The organism is Pseudomonas sp. FW507-12TSA (genome assembly GCF_058781435.1).
Window position 1 is genome coordinate 43949 of the sequence record NZ_JBYSWT010000015.1, and the last position, 16810, is coordinate 60758.

General features: G+C 67.6%; 8 protein-coding genes. 3 read left to right on the forward strand and 5 right to left on the reverse strand.

Annotated elements, in window-relative coordinates:
* Positions 1-51: 51 nt before the first annotated feature.
* Positions 52-1206, forward strand: a complete 1155-nt coding sequence (locus AC3WK8_RS15825; RefSeq protein WP_103325073.1) for an OmpP1/FadL family transporter — start codon at positions 52-54, stop codon at positions 1204-1206.
* Between the two features lie 421 nt (positions 1207-1627).
* Here AC3WK8_RS15825 and AC3WK8_RS15830 read toward each other — a convergent pair whose 3' ends face one another.
* The 3 genes from AC3WK8_RS15830 to AC3WK8_RS15840 are packed head-to-tail and all read right to left on the reverse strand — an operon-like array spanning position 1628 to position 7382.
* A complete protein-coding gene (locus AC3WK8_RS15830) occupies positions 1628-3085 on the reverse strand; it encodes an efflux transporter outer membrane subunit (RefSeq protein WP_103325074.1) in 1458 nt (485 codons plus the stop codon).
* The gene (locus tag AC3WK8_RS15835) at positions 3082-6219 is read right to left on the reverse strand and encodes an efflux RND transporter permease subunit (protein WP_103325075.1); all 3138 of its coding nucleotides are present in this window, start codon (positions 6217-6219) and stop codon (positions 3082-3084) included. Before AC3WK8_RS15835 ends, AC3WK8_RS15830 begins: the two co-directional genes overlap by 4 nt.
* A gap of 14 nt (positions 6220-6233) precedes the next feature.
* Positions 6234-7382, reverse strand: a complete 1149-nt coding sequence (locus AC3WK8_RS15840) for an efflux RND transporter periplasmic adaptor subunit (protein WP_146043260.1) — start codon at positions 7380-7382, stop codon at positions 6234-6236.
* 197 nt (positions 7383-7579) lie between these two features.
* Between AC3WK8_RS15840 and AC3WK8_RS15845 the strand changes: the two genes are divergently transcribed.
* Positions 7580-8362: an IclR family transcriptional regulator gene (locus AC3WK8_RS15845; protein ID WP_103325077.1), complete on the forward strand. Its 783-nt coding sequence runs from the start codon at positions 7580-7582 to the stop codon at positions 8360-8362.
* Between the two features lie 8 nt (positions 8363-8370).
* A complete protein-coding gene (locus AC3WK8_RS15850; RefSeq protein WP_103325078.1) occupies positions 8371-8988 on the forward strand; it encodes a TetR family transcriptional regulator in 618 nt (205 codons plus the stop codon).
* A 60-nt stretch (positions 8989-9048) separates the two neighbouring features.
* On the opposite strand, the gene AC3WK8_RS15855 is transcribed toward AC3WK8_RS15850, so the two are convergent.
* Together AC3WK8_RS15855 and AC3WK8_RS15860 are read right to left on the reverse strand one after the other, a co-directional pair.
* Positions 9049-10398 (reverse strand): coiled-coil domain-containing protein, encoded by a 1350-nt coding sequence (locus AC3WK8_RS15855; RefSeq protein WP_103325079.1) that lies wholly within the window; start codon positions 10396-10398, stop codon positions 9049-9051.
* The gene (locus AC3WK8_RS15860; RefSeq protein ID WP_103325080.1) at positions 10395-16802 is read right to left on the reverse strand and encodes an AAA domain-containing protein; all 6408 of its coding nucleotides are present in this window, start codon (positions 16800-16802) and stop codon (positions 10395-10397) included. Before AC3WK8_RS15860 ends, AC3WK8_RS15855 begins: the two co-directional genes overlap by 4 nt.
* Positions 16803-16810: the final 8 nt, after the last annotated feature.

The window sequence follows — 16810 nt, forward strand, 5'->3', positions numbered from 1 at the left end:
CAGGACCGCCAACCATTGACCTGATCACAACAACTACAAGGAACCAGGGTCATGAACAGATTTTCCCGATTGCTGCTCGCCAGTCCGCTGCTGGTCGCGACCACCGCGGGCGCTTCCAACGGACCGCAGTACGCCGGCTACGGTGCCCAGGCCATGGGCATGGGCGGCGCCGCCATCGCCAACCCCACCGACGCGGTGGCGGCGGTCAACAACCCCGCCGGCATGGGCCTGGTCGGCACCCGGATCGATGGCAGCCTGACCGCCACCACCGGGCAGTTGCGCTCGAACGTGCAGGGCGCGAAGAACAGCGATGACGTGCTGGTGTTCGTACCGGGGTTCGGCGCCAACTACCAGTACCGTCCGGACATCACTGTCGGCGTCGCGGTATCCGGCTATGGCGCCGGTATCGGCTACGGCAAGTCGGTGCCGGCCTTCGGCTCCTCGAAGGTCAAGTCCGAGCTGGCGCAGATGCTGGTGGCGCCCACGGCCACCTACGAGTTCCAGCCGGGGCACTACCTCGGCCTGTCGCTCAAGCTGGGATACGAGACCTTGATGCTCCACGGACTGGAGAACTTCGGCGCGAGCAACGACCGTGACCATGCCCTGGGCGCGGGCCTGGGCATCGGCTACCTGGGGACCATCGCCCCCGGGCTGCGCCTGGGTCTGACCTACTCGAGCCCGGTGTGGTTCCAGAAACTCGATGCCCACGAGGACATCATCCCCAATGGCCGCCTGAACATGCCGCAGCAGGCGGGCCTCGGCCTGGCCTATGACTCGGGGCCCTGGACCTTCGCCTTCGACTACCTGTGGATCGACTGGAGCAGCGAGAAGGCCCTGGCCAATTCACTGACCCAGGGCGGGCCACCGGGAGCCGGCAACGGGACGGGGTTCGGCTGGCGCGACCAGCAGGTGTTCCGCTTCGGGGTCAACTACCACTACAGCGAGCGCCTGCAGTTGCGTACCGGTGTGTCCCTGGCCAATCACCAGGTGCCGGATCGCGAGGCCACGCTGGTCTCCATCGCCCCCTGCAACCAGCCCAAGAGCCTGCACCTGGGGCTGACCTACCAGGTCTCGGACCAGTTGGAGGTGACGGGCGCCTACATGTACGACTTGCGGCACATCACCAAGGGCGAGGGCGCCAGCGAAGGTGTCGAGGCCGGTGGCGAGCTGCACATGCTGACGGTGGGCCTGGGCTACCGCTTCTAGTCCTCAAGGGTTCCAGGCAGGGAAGCCTGGGCAGGGCCGGCGCTCCCCAGGCCGGTCGCTGTCCGTCCGCCAGGAGGGCATGGTGCGGCCCGGTGCCCACGATCACCGGGCCGTGCCGCTTTCAAATCACGTTCTTGCGCACCCTGAACTGCGCCCCCGGTCTTCAAAAAGGCCAGGGTGATGGGCTTGTGGTGAGTGACGCCGCAGGCCTCAGGCGGGCCAGGCGCGAGGGCAGGGCATTGCCCTGGTTGATCGGTATGTGTTCGGCCGGTGCGAGCCGGGATGGGGCGGGCAATAAAAAAGACCAGCCATGCAGTGGGGAACTGCATGAACTGGCCAAGCGGGAAGAAACCCGTGGTGTCACCTGGTCCTGGGTGTTCAGCCGAGTGGGGCGTGGCCGCTCGCCTGAACGCCCGCTCAACTACGGGTTGCCGCCTGAGCCTTGGGTGGCCAGGGCCAGGGGCTCGTGGCCGTCCCAGCCACCGCCCAGGGCCTTGAACAGCTTCACTTCGCTGCTGAGCTGGTTCAGCCGATCGCGGATCAGCTGTTGTTGCGCGCCGAACAGTTCACGCTGGGCGTCGAGTACCGCCAGGTAGCTGTCGACGCCTTCGTCGTAACGCTGGTTGGCCAGTGCGTAGTACGCCTGGTCGTTGCTCACCAGGTCGCGCTGGGCCTGTAGCTGCTCGCCGAAGGTACCCCGGGCCGCGAGGCCGTCGGCCACTTCGCGAAACGCGGTCTGGATGCTTTGCTCGTAGGCCGCGACGTTGACGTCCTTGAGCACCTTGCGGTAGTCGAGGTTGCCGCGCAGGCGCCCGGCCGTGAAGATCGGCAGGTTGATCTGCGGTGCGAAGCTCCACAGTCCCGACCCTCCCTCGAACAGGCCATCCAGCTCGCGGCTGGTGGTGCCGGCCGCGGCGGTCAGGCTGATGCTCGGGAAGAACGCCGCGCGCGCCGCGCCGATGTCGGCATTGGCGGCCAGCAGGCGATGCTCGGCGGCGCGGATATCCGGGCGCCGTAGCAGCAGGTCGGCCGGCAGGCCCGGGGTTGGCGCGGCCAGCGGTTGCTCGAAGGCCGTGGTCCGCGACAAGCCGGCGGGCAACGCGGTGCCGAGCAGCAACTGCAAGGCATTGACGTCCTGGGCGACCTGGCGCGTGTACAGCGCTTGCTGCACTCGCGCGGTTTCCACCAGGCTGCGGGCCTGGCGCACATCGAGCGCCGACGCGGTGCCGACTTCGTGACTCGACTGGATCAGCTCCAGGCTCTGCCGGTAGCTGGCCAGGGTCGAGCGTGCCAGTTCCAGTTGTTCCTGGTCGCTGCGCCAGGTCAGGTAGGCGATGGTCACATCGCCCACCAGGGCGATCTGCACGCCACGCTGCGCCTCGGCACTGGCCAGGTATTGCTCCAGCGCCGCCCGTTCCAGGCTGCGCAAGCGACCGAACAGGTCGACTTCATAGGACAACCCCAGGGCCACGCTGTACTGGCTCTGGATTCCGGCTTTGCCGCTGGGCGACAGGTCGGCGGGCTGGCGTTGGCGGCTGCCGCCGGCGCTGGCATCGACGTTGGGGAACAGCGCCGAACGCTCGATCCGGTGCAGGGCACGGTAGGCCTCGACATTCAAGGCGGCCTGGCGCAGGTCGCGGTTGTTGTCCAGGGCCGTGGCCACCAGCGTGCGCAGCGACGGATCGCGCAAGAACAGCCGCCAGTCCAGGACCGTATCGCCGGTCTCGGGCTGGGCCTGGTTGGCGGTGGTCGCCTGGTCATAGGCCGCGCCCTGGGGCCAGGCCGCTTGCACGGGGGCAGTGGGGCGCTGGTACTCGGGGATCAGGCTGCAACCGCCCAGGGCTAGCGCCAGGGCGATCGAGAGGCCGGTGCGCTTCATGCCGTTTCTCCTTCAGCGGCTACCGCTGGCTTGTTGCGTTCGAACACTTTCACCACCACTACGTAGAACAGGGGCACGAAGAACACCGCAAGCACCGTGGCGGTGATCATCCCGCCGACCACGCCGGTGGCGATGGAGTGCTGGCTGCCGGCGCCGGCACCCGAGGCGATGGCCATGGGCAGCACGCCGAAGGTGAAGGCCAGGGAGGTCATGATGATCGGGCGCAAGCGCAGCTTGGCGGCCTCGATGGCGGCCTTGGCCAGGGGCAGGCCTTCCTTCTCGTAGAGTTCCTTGGCGAACTCGATGATCAGGATCGCGTTCTTCGCCGACAGGCCGACCGTGGTCATCAGGCCGATCTGGAAGTACACATCGGCCTCCAGCCCGCGCCACAGGGTGGCCAGCACCGCACCGAGAATACCCAGCGGCACCACCAGCATCACCGACACCGGCACCGACCAGCTCTCGTACAGCGCCGCCAGGCACAGGAACACGATCAGCACGGTCAGGGCGTAGAGCATGGGCGCCTGGTCGCCGGTCTGGATCTCCTCGTAGGACAGGCCGTTGTAGCTCAGGCCGATGCCCGCCGGCAGCTGCTGCATGATCTGGGCGATGGCCAGCATCGCGTCGCCGGTGCTGTAGCCGGGCGCCGGTTCACCGAGGATCTGCACCGCGGGAATGCCACCGTAGCGTTCCAGCTTGGGCGAGCCGTAGATCCACTCGCCGGTGGCGAACGCGGAAAACGGCACCATCTGCCCCAGGCTGTTGCGCACGTACCATTTGTCGAAGTCTTCCGGGGATATCCGCGAGCTGTCCACGCCTTGCAGGTAGACCCGCTTGACCCGGCCCAGGTCGATGAAATCGTTGACGTACATCGAGCCCCAGGCCGCGCTCATGGTTTCGTTGATCGCCGCGATGCTGACCTGCAGGGCGCGGGCCTTCTCGTCGTCGATGCGCACCTGGAACTGCGGTTCGTCGTCCTTGCCGTTGGGGCGTACCGAGCGCAGCTTGGGGTTCTGCGCCGCCAGGGCGAGGAACTGGTTGCGCGCGGCCATCAGCGCCTCGTGCCCGAGGCCGGAGTTGTCCTGCAGGAAAAGGTCGAACCCCATGGCGTTGCCCATCTCCAGGATCGCCGGCGGCACGAAGGCCATCACCGTGGCGTCCTTGATCTTGGCGAAGCGCTGGTTGGCGCGGCGGGCGACGCTGAACACGTCCTCACCTGCGGCCTTGCGCACGGCCCAGTCCTTGAGTACCACCAGCACCAGCCCGGAGTTCTGCCCGCGGCCGGCGAAGTTGAAGCCGTTGACGGTCATGACGTGCTCGACGCGCTCGCCTTCCTCGTTGACCAGGTAGTCCTTGACCTCCTGGAGTACCGCTTCGGTGCGTTCGGCCGTGGCGTTGAGCGGCATGCGCACCTCGGCCATCATCAGGCCCTGGTCTTCGTTGGGCAGGAACGCCTTGGGAATCTGGGTGAACAGGAAACCCGTGCCGCCGGTGATCAGCACGAAGGCCAGCAGGTAGCGCCCACGATGCTTGAGCATGCCGCCCACGCCGCGCTCGAAGCGCTGGGTGCTGCGGTCGAAGGTGCGATTGAACCAGCCGAAGAAGCCTTTCTTCTCGTGGTGCGCATCGCCCTTGGGGGCCTTGAGGATGGTGGCGCACAGGGCCGGGGTGAAGATCAGCGCCACCAGCACCGACAGGCCCATGCAGACCACGATGGTCACCGCGAACTGCTTGTAGATGATGCCGGCCGAGCCGCCGAAGAAGGCCATGGGCACGAATACCGCCGACAGCACCATGCCGATGCCCATCAGCGCACCGGAGATCTGCTGCATCGACTTGCGTGTCGCCTCCAGCGGCGACAGGCCCTCCTCATGCATCAAGCGTTCGACGTTCTCCACCACCACGATGGCATCGTCCACCAGCAGGCCGATCGCCAGGACCATGGCGTACATGGTCAGCACGTTGATGCTCAGGCCGAACAGGGGCAGCAGGGCGAAGGCCGCCAGCAGCACCACCGGCACCGCCAGGGTCGGGATCAGGGTGGCGCGGATGCTCTGCAAGAACAGCAGCATCACCAGGAACACCAGGGCCACGGCTTCGAAGATGGTGTGGATCACCGAATGGATCGACGCTTGCACCACTGGGGTGGTGTCGTAGGGGTAGATGACCTCCACGCCCTCGGGCAGGTAGGCCTTCTGCTTCTCCAGCACCGCCTTGACCGCCTTGACCGTCTCCAGCAGGTTGCCGCCGCTGGCCAGGCGCAGGGCCAGGCCGGCCGATTCCTTGCCCTTGTACTTGGAGGAGATCGCGAAGTTGTCCGAGGACAGGCTGACGTTGCCCAGGTCCTTGACCCGCACTTGCGAGCCGTCGGCCTTGACCTTGACCAGGATCTCCTCGAAATCGGCGACGCTGGTCATGCGCGTCTTGCCCAGCACGGTGGCGTTGAGCTGCACGCCGGAACGGGTCGGCAGGCCGCCGAGCTGGCCGGCGGAGACCTGCACGTTCTGCTCGCGAATGGCCTGGGCCACGTCGCCCGGGGTCAGCTGGTAGCTGTTGAGCTTGCCGGGGTCGAGCCAGATGCGCATGGCATAGGGCGAGCCGAACAGCTGGAAGTCGCCAACGCCGTTGATCCGCGAGATCGGGTCTTGCAACTGCGAGGCGATCAGGTTGCCGAGGTCGAAGTTGTCCAGCTTGCCGGTGTTGTCCACCAGGCCGACGATGAGGAAGAAGTTCATCTGGTACTTCACCACGCGCAGGCCCTGGCGCTGGACCTCCTCGGGCAGGCGCGGGGTGGCCAGTTGCAGCTTGTTCTGCACCTGGACCTGGGCGATGTCGGGGTTGGTGCCCTGCTCGAAGGTGACGATGATGTTCATGCTGCCATCGGCGTTGCTTTCGGCGGACATGTAGCGAAAGCCGTCAAGCCCGGCCAGTTGCTGTTCGATGACCTGGACCACGGTGTCTTGCACGGTCTTGGCCGAGGCGCCGGGGTAGCTGACCTGGATCGAGACCGCGGGTGCGGCGATGTTGGGGTACTGGCTGACGGGCATCTTCAGCAGCGACAGGGCGCCGGCGAGCATCGCGACGATGGCCAGCACCCAGGCGAAGATCGGCCGGTCGATGAAGAAACGGGACATGGATCAGTGACTCCTCAATGGGCCTGGGGGCCAGCGGCGGCACCGAACTCGGCCACCAGCTTGACGTTGCCGGCCGCCACCGGCTTGACGGTCAGGCCACTGCGCACGCGCTGCACGCCTTCGGTGACCACCCGCTCGCCGTCGGCGATGCCGGCGCCGATCAGCCAGGCGTTGCCCACGGTGCGCAGGGTCTGCAGTTCACGTTGCTCGACGGTGTCGTCGGCCTTGACCACCCAGGCGGTGGGTACGCCGCGGGCATCCCGGCCGACCGCTTGTTGCGGGATCAGGATGGCGGCCTGTTGCTCGCCTTCCTTGAGCTGGGCATGGACGAACATGCCCGGCAGCAGCTTGCGGTCGGGGTTGGGGAACTCGGCGCGCAGGGTCACCGAACCGGTGGTGGGATCGACGCTGACCTCGGAGAACTTCAAGGTGCCCTTGAGCGGGTAGGGGGTGCCGTCGTCCAGGGTCAGGCTGACTTGCGCCTGGTCCGGGCCGCTGGCCTGCAAACGCCCGGACTCCAGGGCCTGCTTGAGGCCCAGCAGCTTGGTGATGGGCTGGTTGACGTCGACATAGATCGGATCGAGCTGGGTCACGGTGGCCAGGGCCTGTTCCTGGCCGTTGGTCACCAGTGCGCCCTCGGTGACGGCCGAACGCCCGATACGTCCGGAAATCGGTGCCAGGACCTTGGTGTATTGCACGTCGATACGGGCCATCTGTGCGTCCGCCTGGGCTTGTTTCCAGGTGGCCAGGGCATCGTCGTACTGCTGCTGGCTGACGGCGTTGGTCTTGAGCAGGCGCTCGTAGCGCTGGGCCAGGTTCTGCGCGGTGAGCAGGCTGGCCTCGGCCCGGGCCAGGCGGGCCTGGTAGGTGCGCGGATCGATCTGGTACAGCTGCTGGCCGTCCTTGACCTCGGCGCCTTCGGCGAACAGCCGGCGCTGGAGGATCCCGGACACCTGGGGCCGGACTTCCGAGACGCGATAGGCCGAGGTCCGGCCCGGCAGGTCGGTGGTCAGGGTCAGTGCCTGGGCCTTGGCGATATAGACGCCGACCTCCGGCGCGGGGGCGGCAGCCATTTCCGTCTCCTTGGCGCCGCAACCGGCCAGTAGGCACAAGGCCGCCAGGGGAATGAAAGGCCGCGCACACAAAGCTTGCTTGAGTCTCACGCTCGTCTCCTGTTGTGGGGCTGAATAGTCAAAAATTACGACTTGTGGTCCGTATTGCGATACAGTGTACCACCATGAGATTCAGCGAATGCAAGCTCGGATTTGCTCGGCTGGCCTGATCGGCCGCTTGCCACTAGAGTGGCGGCCAATCCACAGAACCCGGCACGACGGCCTCGCGGCCAGCCCCAAGGAGTCGTATGAATGATTCGGAAGAAAGCAGCGCCAAGCACGGCGGGATACAGGTCATCGCGCGGGCCGCGTCGGTCATGCGGGCCTTGGGCAGCAACCCCCAGGGCTTGAGCCTGGGGGCCATCGCCCAGGTGGTGGAACTGCCGCGCTCGACGGTGCAGCGCATCATCAATGCCCTGTGCGTGGAGCATCTGGTCGAGACCCTGGGCCCGGCTGGTGGCTTTCGCCTGGGCCCGGCCTTCGGCCAACTGGTGACCCAGGCCCAGGTCGATATCATTTCCCTGGTCAGGCCGTACCTGAGCGCCCTGTCCGAGGAAGTGCAGGAATCGACCTGCCTGGCGTCGCTGTCTGGCGACAAGGTCTATGTGCTGGATCGCATCGTCGCCGAGCGTGAGTTGCGCGTGGTGTTCCCCATCGGCATCCATGTGCCGGCCACGGCCACTTCTGGCGGCAAGGTGCTACTGGCGCAGTTGTCGAGCGAAGCCCAGCAGGCGCTGCTGCCCGATCCGTTGCCCGTGTGCACCCCCAAGAGCCTGGGGCGTGCGGCCCTGCTGGAACAGTTGCGGGCCATCAAGGACCGTGGCGCGGCCAATGACCAGGATGAGTACATCGAGGGCCTGTGTTCCTACGCAGTGCTGCTGGACACCTACCTTGGCCATTACTCGATCTCCATCGTCGCCCCCAATTCACGGGCGGCGGCCAGGGGCGAGGCGTTCCAGCAGGCCTTGCAGGCGTGCAAGCAGACGATCGAGGAGATGATCGGCCGGACTCCCCGCGTGGTCCAGGACTAGCCCCGGCCATGGCCAGGAAGACCGCAGCCGAGGCCGCGCGCACCCGTCGCCGGATCCTGGAGGCAGCCAGCGAATTGTTCTCCCGGGAAGGGGTGTCCAGCACCACCCTGGAACAGATCGCCCGGCAGGCCGGGGTCACTCGGGGGGCGATCTACTGGCATTTCAAGGGCAAGCAGCACCTGCTCGATGCGCTGTTCAGCGAACAGACCCTGCCCCTGGAGAACGACCGGCCGCAAGCCGTGGATTTCCACCGCGGCTGGCAACGGCTGCACGACGACCTGGTGGCCACCGTCAGTGGCGAGGGGCCGCGCCGTCTTTCGGAAATCATGTTGTACCAGGGCGCCTGCGGCAGCGACCCCAGCACCCATCAGCGGCGGTTGGACTGGGTCAGGGGGCTGCTCCAGCATCACCTGCGGCGGCTGCTGGAAAGCGCCGTGTCGCGCCAGGAACTGCCGCCCAGCCTCGATGTGCCGGGGGTGCTGGAGTTCTGTTGCATCGCCATTACCGGCCTGTTGTATGAATGCCTGCATGACAACCCGCACCCGCAGGAGGCGATCTCCGCGACCCTGGCGGTGCTGCAGCATGTGGCCAAGGCCCCGCCCCGGCACCTGTTGCTGGAGGGTTAGGGGCCGTGCCGGGAGGCGGGAAACCCCGGGACGTGGCGCAAGCGCTGCTGGACGCTAGGCTCAAAGCGTCCGCTGCTGGAGGTTCGCCGCTTCTCGTTCCTCGTCCATGACCGTGGCTTCCTTGAGCGGCACCTCACCCACCCCCAAAGCGCGTTCGATCAGCAGTTCGCCGCCGCTGTCCTTGAGCAGCGCTTGCAGGCGCTGGAATTCGTTGCACCAGATCGTCTCGATATCCCGATCGCGCCCCTTGTCCCGCTGTGGGTCGAGGGCCACCGCGCGCACCTGCAGGCGGCCGTTGTCGGCCTTGCCACCGACTTCGACGCCGTAACCTGGGGTGGCGCTCTTGCGCAGTACCACCTTGCCGGACTCGGCCCAGGCGGTGGCCATGCCTTCGCGAACCTCGTAGCCGAGCCGCGCCAGCCCCTCGAGCATGGCCTGGCGCCGGGCCAGCGCAGCCTGGGCCTGTAGCACAGCGGTGAGCGCGGCCTCGCATTCGGACTTCAGCGCTTGCAGCAGCGCCAGGTCGCTGTGCTCGTGGCACTCGGCGACCTGGCGCAGCAGGGCCGCGTGATCGATCGTGGCATGGGTATGGAGTTCGCTGGCCAGGTCCTGAACCTGGCCAAGCAGCTCGCGGCGCTGCTGGAAGTCGCGCGTGGCCTCGGCCAGTTCGATCACCAGGCTGTCGAGCAACAGGTTGCGCTGCTGCGCCTGCTCCTGGGCTTCGGCCCGGGCCAGCCGTTGCAGGAACGGGGTCGCGGCTGGCGCGCCCTGGAGCAGTTGCAGTTCGGCGATATGCCGGTCGATGCGTTGCAGGCGCGGATCACGCTCGGCTGGCTGTTGCGCGGCGATCCACTGTTCGAGGCTGGCTTGGGGTGTCTCTTCGCGCAGTTGCCGGGCCAGTTCGCGTTGGCGCTCGCTCAAGCTGTCCGTCTCGTCGACCCTGGCCAGCTGGCTGAAGCCCTGGGCCAGGACCTGCTGCGCATGGGCGAGGTCGGTGCCTTCGGCCAGGCGCGCCACGTCTTGCAACAGCTCGGGCGCAACCGCTGCCTGTGCGGCGCGCAGGGCGCCGAGCAGGGTCGCGGCATTTTCTTGCTGGCGGCGCTGGCGCTGGCGTTGTTCGGTCGCACGCAGCACCGCGCGTTCCTCGCGTTCTGTCTGGTCGCGGCGCAGGTACTCGATCTCGATCGGCACGGCTCTCTGCAATCGGGCGAACTGTTCCTGGCCGAGCAGGGCGCGCAGGCGCTCAGCGCGGGCGCGGGTGGCATTGCGTTGTTCCTCGTTCAATTCGCCAAGCCTGGCGGCCTGGGCTTCCCAGCGGGCCATGGCCTGTTCCAGGCGCTGCAGGTGCCCCTCGCACAGGGCGATGATTTCTTCGCGGGTGACGATCCGCACAACCTTGGGACCACTCATGGGCAGATCTCCGTATCGCTGGAAGGGGCCGTGACCGGACCTGGCTGGGCGGACGGCAGTGCCCGTTCGATGGCCTCGCGCAGACGGGCGCGTTCGTTGTCGCCGTCGTGGTACCAGGCCTGGGACGACACCCGGTGGATATGCGGGATCGCCCGGCGCAGGACCGACGGGCGCCAGATCTCCCGTGCGCGGGCGCGTTCCAGCAGGGCGTGGCTGGGGGCGTCGCATTCGATGCCGATGGCGTAGGTGCCGGTACCGGGGTTTTCGATGGCGAAGTCCAGGCCGAAGGCGTCGCCCTCGCTGGCCGGCGCGGCCTGCCAGCCCTGGGCCTGGAGGTATTGGCCGACGATCCTGGCGAAGCCGTCGCGATCCTGGCCCTGGTCGCGTTGCAGGTCGCTGCGGTCGGTCTGCAGCCGGTCGAGCAGCTTGCCGGTGTAGGCGAACTCCCCGGCGCACAGCGCCCGGGCGTATTCCAGGTAGCCTTGCAGGTAGTCCCTGGGGCTGGCCGGCGCACGGTGGGTATTGAGCATGTCGGAGATGTCGCCGATGGGCATCGAGGTGATCATCACCACCTTGTGCCGTGCGCGGGTGACCGCCACGTTCAGGCGCCGTTCGCCGCCGGTCTGGCCAAGTACGCCGAAGCTGCGGCGGAAGGTGCCCTGGCTGTTGCGGCCGAAGGTCGAGGAGAAGACGATCACGTCGCGCTCGTCACCCTGGACGTTCTCCACGTTCTTGACGAATACCGACATGTCCTCGCCGTCCTCGCTGCGTTCGCGCTCCTGGGCGTAGGCGCTGCGGAACATCTCGTCCTGGGCGGCGTGGGCCTCCAGATGTTCCTCGATCAGCTCGGCCTGCTTGCGGTTGAAGGTCACCACGCCGACCGAGGGGCGCTCTTCGTAGGGTTGGCGCCACAGCTCGGCCAGGTACTGCACGACACGCTCGGCTTCCTGGGCGTTGCTCTGGTTCTGGTACAGGCCTTCGACCTGGATCAGCTCCAGCGGCTTGACCCGCTCGATGCTGGCTTGTGGATGGCGCACGGGCACATTCAGGCGGTTGCCATAGAACGAGGCATTGGAGAAGCCGATCAGCTCGCGGTAGGCGGAGCGATAGTGGATCTGCAACGTGGTGCTGGGCAGGGCATTGCGCGCCAGTTGCAGCAGGTCGGGGCAGTCCTTGATCTCCCGGCGGTTCCAGTTGTCTTCGAAGGCCTCGCGTTGCTCCTGGTCGGCTTCTGCGTCGGGTTCGTCGCCGTCGAACAGTTCGGCTTCGTCGCTTTCCACCCGGCTGGAGAAGAACGCCGTCGGCGGCATCTGCTTCTCGTCGCCGCTGACCACCGTGACCTGCCCGCGAAACAGGGTCGGCAGGGCGAACTCCACCGGCATCTGCGAGGCTTCGTCGTAGATCACGGTATCGAACAGGCCGGCCTTGAGCGGCAGCACGCGACTGGCCACGTCCGGGTTCATCAGCCACACCGGGCGCAGGTTCATCAGCCCCAGCGGAGCACCCAGCTCGATGAATTCGCGCAGGCGCCGCGAGCGCTTGCCGGTGAGCCGGGTCACGTCTTCCCATTGCTTGCGATTGCCCAGGCGTGAGGGGTCGATGCCTTTGGCCAGCAGCTCGCGGTTGAGTTCGCGCATGCGGGTATCGGCCTGGGCCAGGCTGGCGACCTTGGCCTGGGTTTCGTCCTGGCCGTACAGCAACTCGGGGTTGGCTTGCTCGATGCGGTGCTTCCAGCCCAGCCGCGCCTCGCGGTTCAGCAGGCGGCGCACGGCGGCTTCCAGTTGCTCGGGCGCCAGGGCGTCCAATTGCGCCTGGCGTTGGCGTAGCAGGGCCAGCAGCTCCAGCTCCTCTGGGCCCAGCAGGCTGGCTCGGCCACGGAACGCCTGGTAGGCGCCGAGGCAGGGCAGGGCTTGTTGCAGGCGGGCCAGGGGCAACTCGTTGCTCTGGTTGTGCTCGATAGCCTGTTGCAGTTGCCCAAGCAGTTCGGCGCCCAGCCAGTGGCCGAGCAGCTTGAGCTGGTCGAGGCTGGTCTGGCGTACGCCCTGGCGAATCAGCGAGGCGTCCAGGTCACCGAGCAACGCTTCGAAATCGCGCTTGTCGCCGCTGAGCACCGCAGCGTCGGCCTGGCGGGCGCGGGGCGATTGGGCCAGGGCCTGGGCCAGGACCTGGATCTCCAGCAGCTGGCGGATGTCGTGGGTGACTGTCGCGCTCAGCTCCAGGCCGGCTTCGGGGGCCGGGGCGTCCAGTCCCAGCTCCCGTTGCAGGGCCGTGAGTTCGGCGCGCAGCGGGCGCCATTGGCGCTCCAGGTCGATGGCCGCGTGCAGTGCGGGCAGGACTTCCTCGACCCGGTTTTCACCCCGTTCCTGCAGGAACTCGCGCAGCCGGCCACGGCGCAGCAGGTGCAAGGGGTTGATCCGCGACCACCAGGAACGGGCGGCCATGACCTTGGCGCAATCCTGGCCCAGGCTGCCGAGGCGCTTGTGGTCGATCAGCCCCAGGGCGGGCGACAGCGCCGCCTGGTAGCGATCTTCCGGCAACTGGCGCAGTTGCTGCTGCAATTGCCGCAGCTCGTCGAGGATCGCCTCGCCACGGGGCAGCGGTTCATGCTCGCGCAGGCGGAACAGCGGTAGCCAGCGGGCCAGGCGCAGCCGCTGCTGCGGCTCCAGGGCGAGCAAGGTGGCGACGTGTGCCGCCATCCATGCGCGGTAGGGCGCGGGGTCGTCGATCTCGAAACTGGCCGGATGCGCTTGCAGCGTGGCCTGGCGATCGGCCTCGGCCTGGGCGAAGTCCCGCAGGTTGTCGTCGAAGGCTTGCAGGGTCGGGCGATCGGCGGCGAAGGCTTGCAGCTGCGCCAGGGGGCTGCCTTCGTAGCGTGCCGGCAACCACAGGCGAACCAGCGGCGCGCAGCGCTCTTCCAGGCGGGTCAGGCTGGCGGGGTCCAGGGGCGCCAGGTGCTGGCGCAGGGCCGGGAACTCCAGGGGCGCGGGGCCATCTTCCAGTTCGATCAGCTCGCCCAACAGGCGGCGATAGCTCAGGCCGCTGGCCGGGTCCGGGTGATGCAGGCTCTGGTGGTAGCGATCGAGCTCGCCCTCGAGGGCCTCGATGCGCGCCGCTGTCTGTTCACGCTGGCGCAACCAGCCCTGGCTGTCGCCGCCAGCGACGAACAGGGCCTCCAGCTGCTCGCGGATACTGCGGATGATCGGCTCGCGGTCGCGGTTGACGTCGTTGAGCATGACGATGCGCTGGCCAAGCCCTTCGGCCACCAGGCGTTTATGCACCACCTCCAGCGCCGCATGTTTCTGGCAGACGATGAGCAGGCTGCGCTGGCGGCCGATGGCGTCGGCCACCATGTTGACGATGGTCTGGCTCTTGCCCGTGCCGGGAGGCCCCTCCACCAGCAGGCCGGGGCCTTGCCGGGCCTGGAGCACCGCCGCTTCCTGGGACGGGTCGCTGGCCACGGTGAAATAGCGCTGCAGCTCCCCGGGATCGGCCGGTGGCTGTTCGTCCTCGCCATTCCTGAGGCGCAAGGCGGTCTCGAGGCCCGTGCCGTTGGGTGACAGCGACTTGAGCTGGCGCAGGTCCTCGCCAATGGCCTGGCCCATGAAGGTGACGTGGAACAGCACCGCCGCGCAGGCCAGTTCGTCCTGGTAGGGCGCGACCTCCACCGTGCCGGCCGGTAGGCTGGCGAAGGTGCGCGAGCGTACGCCGGCGAGCATGCCGAAGGCATCCATCACGTCGCTGGTGCGGATGGACGAACGGCCGAGCAATTCATCGGCGGTCTTGCGCCAGAGTTTGCAGGTCTCGGCGCCGAGCACGCTGTCCAGCGCGGGGTTCAGGCGCACCTCTTCGCGTTCGCCGTCGAAGGCCAGCCGCGCGTTGCCGCGCTGGCCCAGCTCCAGCAGCAGTTTCACCGGCCACAGCAGCAACGGGATGATCCGCGGGCGGGCGTTGCCGCGCGGATCGCGGCTGAGCAAGAAGGGGAAGCCCAGGTAGAGACCGTCGATGCCGGTATCGCGCTTGTACAACGCGCTCTGGCGGTACAGCGCATGCAGTCGGGCCTCGATCCGCGGATCGGCCTGGAAGCATTCCGGGTCGAGGTTCACCGCGCGCTCGTTGCGTTGCAGCAGGTGGTCGAGCAGGGCGGCGGCGGGGCGGCGTTCGCTGTGCAATTCGGCCAGGTCGACGCGGGCGGTGGTCTTGCCGATGTTCATGCGCACCAGCGGGCCGCGCATCACCGCGGTGACCACCTTCTTTTCGAAGAAGTCGAGGATCTGCGATACGTAGTGCTGCTTTTGCGGCTCCAGCCACTGGCTCTCGGGAATGGCCAGCAGCACCAGGACCTTGGCCAGGGGCATGCGCCGTTCCAGGCGAAACTGCTCGGCCCACTCATCCACCGCCGGCACGCCACTGCGGGCAAAACCACGGATGCGTTCGTCGACGCTGCGGTACAGTTCCTGGCGCGGGTGCTCAAGCAGTGCGCTTGCTTGCTCGCTGTCGAACCAGCCGACCTCGGTGCGCTGGGCCAGCTCGGTGGCTTCCTGGATGATCGAGTCGGCCGAGCGGAATTGCTCGATGGCGGCGCTGAGCAGCACGATCAGGTCTTCTTCGGCGATCACTCGCCGTTCCGACAGGTAGGCCAGGCCAGGATGCTCGGTATCCGGCAGCAGGCGCTGGCGCTCCTGCCACTGGGTGGCGAGCCTGGCGCGAGAGGTCGACAGCAGGTAGATGCGCAGGGTCTCTTCCACCAGTTCGACCTGCTGGTGCAGGGCGCGCTGGCGCACCTGCTCGGCGCGCAGCTTGAGGCGTGACAGCCAGTTGTCGGTCTGCAGCTGCTCCAGCAGATCGGGAACCGAACCGCTGATCAGCCGGTAGCCTTCCAACGGGTGTTCGAGCAACCAGCCTGGGGTGACGATGTCGCCGCGATGGATCAGCGGCACTTGCGGATTGAGCAGCTTGAGCGCCAGCATCAGGCGCAAGTCGTCTTCCAGGCCGTCATGCTGGACCACCTGGCGCAGGCCGGCGAGCAGCGAGGAGGGCAGGCCGAGCTGTTCGGCCCAGGTCACGATCACCCCGCGCAGCAGGTGGTCCAGGGCCTGGGCCCAGTGTTCGGCCTGGGCCGCGGCCAGGGCGAACACCCGGGGTTTGTGGTAGTGGCGCTGGCCCAACTGCAAGGTGGCGCCTTCGCCGTCGTCGCGCTCCTGGAACGACGAGGCCGGCGCCGCGACCGGATGGCCATCGAGCCAGGCCTCGACCTCGGGCCACTGCCAGCGCTGGTGCCGGTCCCGGGCCAGCAGCCCGCGCAGCAACAGGTCGAGCCCCGGGTCCAGGTCATCGGGGATCGGCACCCCGTTGGCCAGTACATGAATAAGGAAGGCATTGGCATGGATGCCTTCGAAACAGGCGCCCTGGGTCAACTGCTCGAGCAGGATCATCCCCAGGCTCCACCAGTCCGAGGCCGCGGCTACCCCGCCGGCGATGGCTTCCGGGGCCATGTAGCGGCTGGTTTCCAGGGGCGACACGATATCCAGGTCGAACTCCGACAGGCGCGCCGAGCCGAAGCCGCTGATCACCAGGTCCAGCGGCTCGCGGGCGCGTACCAGCAGGCTGGCCGGGCGCAGGTCGCGATGGCGCAGCCCGGCTTCGTTGAAGGCATGCAGCGCCTGGCCCAGTTCCCGGACCACATGGCGCACGCTGTCGGCGTCGCGAATGATGCTGCCCAGGTCCGCCAGGGTGCCGCCGCTGAGCTCTTCGATGACCTCGTAGGCCCGGCCGTCCCAGCGTCCGGTGGCGATGATCTCGGGCACATGCGCACGGGGCAGGCGGCGGATCACGTCGTAGATCGCCGGGTCGGGTTCGGCGCCGGGGCGGTAGAGCGTCAACACCGCCTGGAGTAGCGTTGCCTGGTGGCTGGCCAGGTAGCGTTCGCGCACGCCGTCGGTGCTGCTGATCTGGCGGATCAACGCCCAGCCGTCGATCAGGGTCTGGCTGGGGCTGGCCGGGTCGACCTCGGCATCAGGAAGTGCCGGCCCAGGCGTCGCGTTGCCAGGGACCTGGTCCAGGGCCTGGTCCTGGGCCGGGGACGCGTCGCACTCCAGGCACATCAAGTCGCCTGGTTCCATGGCATGGCCGTTGCTGCAAACCAGGCCTGGCGCGGTGGTCTCGGGCTGGGCCGGGGCATCTGGCGGCGGGCTGTCCTGGCCTGGACTACCCTGGCCTGGGCCGTGCCGGTGCATGGGATCTTGGGGCAGGGCGTCTTGAGTGACGATGAGCTGGGGCCGCCAGCCGTCGGCGCGCAGCGGTTCGCCGGCCAGGTCCCAGTTGCAAGGGTGCTGGTCGACGGTGCCTTCGCAGAACAGCTCCTGGAGCGGGCGTTCGGTCTGGCAATTGGGGCAGAAGCGAATCATCGGGAGAA